Source organism: Exiguobacterium sp. A1_3_1 (genome assembly GCF_048985645.1).
Taxonomy (GTDB): Bacteria; Bacillota; Bacilli; order Exiguobacteriales; family Exiguobacteriaceae; genus Exiguobacterium_A; species Exiguobacterium_A indicum.
Window position 1 is genome coordinate 1 of sequence record NZ_WBYY01000235.1, and the last position, 3,868, is coordinate 3,868.

General features: G+C 47.6%; 4 protein-coding genes and 1 pseudogene. 2 read left to right on the forward strand and 3 right to left on the reverse strand.

The genetic code is table 11. The features are described from left to right. Positions 1-208: 208 nt before the first annotated feature. The 3 genes from F8N00_RS16805 to F8N00_RS16815 form a co-directional block, all read right to left on the reverse strand. Complete coding sequence (locus tag F8N00_RS16805; RefSeq protein ID WP_421018629.1) at positions 209-694, reverse strand: YusW family protein; 486 nt, start codon at positions 692-694, stop codon at positions 209-211. Further along, positions 691-1,308 carry a flavodoxin family protein gene (locus F8N00_RS16810; protein ID WP_050677899.1) on the reverse strand — a complete coding sequence of 206 codons (618 nt, stop codon included), beginning with the start codon at positions 1,306-1,308 and terminating at the stop codon, positions 691-693. The genes F8N00_RS16805 and F8N00_RS16810 overlap by 4 nt, the downstream gene beginning before the upstream one ends. A gap of 154 nt (positions 1,309-1,462) precedes the next feature. After that, the gene (locus tag F8N00_RS16815; protein ID WP_421018630.1) at positions 1,463-1,942 is read right to left on the reverse strand and encodes a GNAT family N-acetyltransferase; all 480 of its coding nucleotides are present in this window, start codon (positions 1,940-1,942) and stop codon (positions 1,463-1,465) included. 121 nt (positions 1,943-2,063) lie between these two features. Between F8N00_RS16815 and F8N00_RS16820 the strand changes: the two genes are divergently transcribed. Then, a complete protein-coding gene (locus F8N00_RS16820; protein WP_023468262.1) occupies positions 2,064-2,510 on the forward strand; it encodes a MarR family winged helix-turn-helix transcriptional regulator in 447 nt (148 codons plus the stop codon). A gap of 36 nt (positions 2,511-2,546) precedes the next feature. Beyond that, positions 2,547-3,815: pseudogene (locus F8N00_RS16825) on the forward strand (NAD(P)-binding domain-containing protein). Positions 3,816-3,868: the final 53 nt, after the last annotated feature.

The window sequence follows — 3,868 nt, forward strand, 5'->3', positions numbered from 1 at the left end:
GTGGGCTCGGAGATGTGTATAAGAGACAGATATGATTGGTTACTCTGTCAGCGTTCGCTTTCACCCGTGACCTTACAGCACGTCCAGCTGATCGGCGAACATCGACTGCCGCATCACCTTGTACCGAGCGATCATTACGGTGTCCTCGCTCATGTGACGCTACACTAAGACAATAGGTCTACACCCGTTACGGGCGCAGACCTATTGTTTATTTTTTATATTCTTTTTCAGTTCCGTCCGAGAATTCGATTTCAACCTCTAAGCGGGAAGCATCTTGAATCGCAAACACACGCTCGATCTCACTGATGACCTCTTTTTCAGATGTATCCGCATCAATCTTTAAGTTCTTGAACTTCGCGTCGAGTTCCGCCATCGCGTCGTCTCCTTGCTTTTGCTCCCCTTTATAGCGATATTCCGCTTCCGTTCCGTCATTATCCCGATCATAACTAATATCAATGGCATCCTTATCCCCTTCAACGTTCGCTTCAATCGACAGACTGTTGAAGCCATAATCGGTGTCGGCATTTTTCGTTACCGTATCCTTGTCCTGCATCGTGTCGTCGGTCGTGTTCGAATTCGTTGATCCTTCTTCGACCTTGTCCGTCGACGTTTCGTCATTTCCGCAACCCGCAAGCATTAAACTCATCGCGAACAATGTCGCGACACTGTAGCCCGTTAAACGTTGTTTTTTCATTCCATCACATTCCCTTCTGCTGGAATCGGATGTTCATTTAACATCTTTGCAAAATGGTATAGGTTGGCAGCTAAAAACTGTGCGTGTCGTTTCGTAAAGTCGTTGTTCCGTCCTGCTTCGATGTAAGACGGTCCTGGTCCCGCTTCACCGACCCAGTAAGCATCGACGTTCGGCGGAATCGTAAAGCCGATATGCGACAGACCGTACAAGATGGAAGCAGACGCATGTTTAGCTCCGTCTTCATTCCCCGTGACGATGACGCCACCGACTTTGTTGTAGTAGATCGCTTGTCCGAGATCGTTCGTCAAGCCGCTCCCTCCGTATAATCGTTCAATGACTTGCGTCGCGACACTACTTTTTTCGCCCAGCCAGAGCGGTGTTCCGATGACGACGATGTCGGCTCGTTTCACCTTTTCGAAAATCACCGGCCATTCATCCCCGTTTCCTTCGTCTTCCGTGACGCCGAACGCTACTTGGTGATCAACGATGCGGACAATTTCTGAAGTGACGTCCTCTTGTTTCCAATATGCGATCACGTCACGGATCAGCGCCTCCGTATTCGATGGTTCACGTGATGCTTTTAAGGTGCAGTTCAAGAATAAGGCATGCAACATCCGTCCATCCTCCTCCGTCATTTTAAGTAACATCATTCGTCTTTAGTACTTTCCTTCTTCCATCGACGGATAAACTAAAAAACCCTCGCTTCAGCGAAGGTAGATCATGCTAGAAGATTTGAAATGAACAATCAAGCGTGTAAAGATCACTTCATTACCTGAGGTCATTTCGTCGCTCAAATAACAACGTGTCTCGCCAAACACCATGATGCTGTGCGATGGCACGTCGTCGACCGACTAGTTCGAACCCAAGTCGCTCATGCAGCCGTCTGCTTGTGATGTTTTCTGGAAACATGTGTGATTGAAGCGTCCAGATCCCGTTGGCGTCCGCATAGGTGATCAATGCCTCCATTAAGAATCGCCCACCGCCGAGTCCTCGAGCGGAACGCTCTAGATATATACTGACTTCTCGTACGCCACGATAGACATGACGTTCAGAAACACGTCCCAGTTTAGCCCAGCCAATCACTTTTCCTCCTTGCTCTAGAACGAATCTTTCAGATTGCGTCACCGTTCTCCACCACTCTTGCTCATGAATCAGCGTTTCAAACGTCGCGTTTCCTTCTTCTATTCCTTGACGATAGATGGCTAACACAGTGCTACGATCTTTCTCTTCCATCGAACGAACAAGCATCGAATTCCCCCTTTCCTTATTTACAATTGAATATGAGAAAATCATATATTTATTATTTGCAATTTGCAAGTTTATAGTGTATAACTGATTCATAAGCAAAATAGAGAAAGGAGAGCTATACATGAATGAAACGCGTGAATTATTTCAAACGTTCACCCGGCGCTTCGGATTATTGAATAAGAATTGTTGTGCCGTCCTAGATGAAGAGATATCTCTCGTTCAAAGTCATCTGCTGTATCAGGTTGCCAAACATCCTGACTCCGCAATGCAAGAAATTGCGGACCAACTCGCTCTTGATATCACTACGTTCAGCAGACAAGTACAAACATTGATTAAGCGGGATCTACTCGTAAAGCGTCCCGCGATCAACGATCGGCGAATTCACCTACTTCGCCTGTCCGAGAAAGGGTTACGTGTTGCTCAAGCCATTGACGAAGAGATGAACACGTATCTTGATTCCATCTTCTCATCAATGACTTCCTTCGAAAAAGCACATGTCCTCCAGGCAATCGACTTGCTGAACACGAAGATGGGCGAGAGTGACGTCTGCTGTAAACCATGTCTCTAATACTTGCAACTTACAAATAAAAAGGAGGTTTTATTCATGTCATACGCTTCTTCCCACCCCATCGTCATCATCGGTGCCGGTCCGATCGGGCTTGCAGCTGCAGCTCAACTTGTAGTGGAAGGTCAATCGTTTTTACTATTTGAGAAAGGTCCTTCGATTGCCCACTATATCAAACAATGGGAACACGTTCGGATGTTTTCGACGTGGCAATACAATATTAGTGACGCAGCACGTCACTTGCTCGAGCTGACGGACTGGATTGCACCAGCAAACGATACTGTGCCGACCGGAACTGAATTGATCAAACAATACCTTGCCCCACTTGCTGCATTACCGGAAATTGCTCCCTCTCTACATTTCCAACATAAGATTCTCTCGATCTCACGGGCAGGTCTAGACAAGATGACAAGTGCCTCACGTTAAGTAACGCCGTTCGAATTAGTCATAGATACGCCGAATGGTCGTAAACATATTCTCGCTCGCGCGGTCATCGATGCGTCTGGAGTCCTCGGGCGACCAAACCCTGCAATCAGTTCTGGTCATCGAGTCGAAATTGAGCAGAACTTACCTGTCCGGTATTCGATCGTAGATGCGAAACGTGATACTGTTGTTTTCGCTAATCAATCCGTCGCTGTCGTCGGTAGCGGGCACTCGGCTTTGAACTCTCTCCTTGAACTCGTTTCCATTAAAGCACAACATCCTGAAACGGAGATTCATTGGATCCTTCGCAAATCGGACCCAGCTCAAGCTTACGGCGGAGAAGACAAGGATGCACTGGAAGGTCGCGGAGCACTCGGTTCGCGTCTCCGTCAACTCGTTGAACGAGATCAGATTAGGGTTCACTCCAGCTTCAAGACCCAATCCATTGAATCGGAAGGAAAGTCGTTTGACATCACTGCTCAAGATGGTCGGTCCCTTCATCAGATCGATCAGCTGATCGTCAATGCAGGAAGTCGACCTGACTTTTCGTTCCTCGAGGAGGTACGGCTTGATATCGACCCTGTCACCGAAAGTAGTCGAATACTTGCTCCTCTGATTGATCCGAACCTTCATAGCTGTGGAACTGTCCGTCCACATGGGGAAGCAGAGTTACGTCATCCAGATCACGGACTTTATCTGGTCGGTGCGAAGAGTTACGGTCGTGCTCCGACCTTCCTGCTTGCGACCGGTTATGAACAAGTTCGATCAATCGTTGCTTTTCTTGTCGGAGACGAGACACGTGCCAAGCAGGTCAAGTTATCATTACCAGAGACGGGTGTGTGCAACGTTTCCCTGCCACAATCATCGACTTCCTGTTGTTCTTAACAATATACATCGGACCAGTCTTAGACCTGTCTCTTATACACATCTCCGAGCCC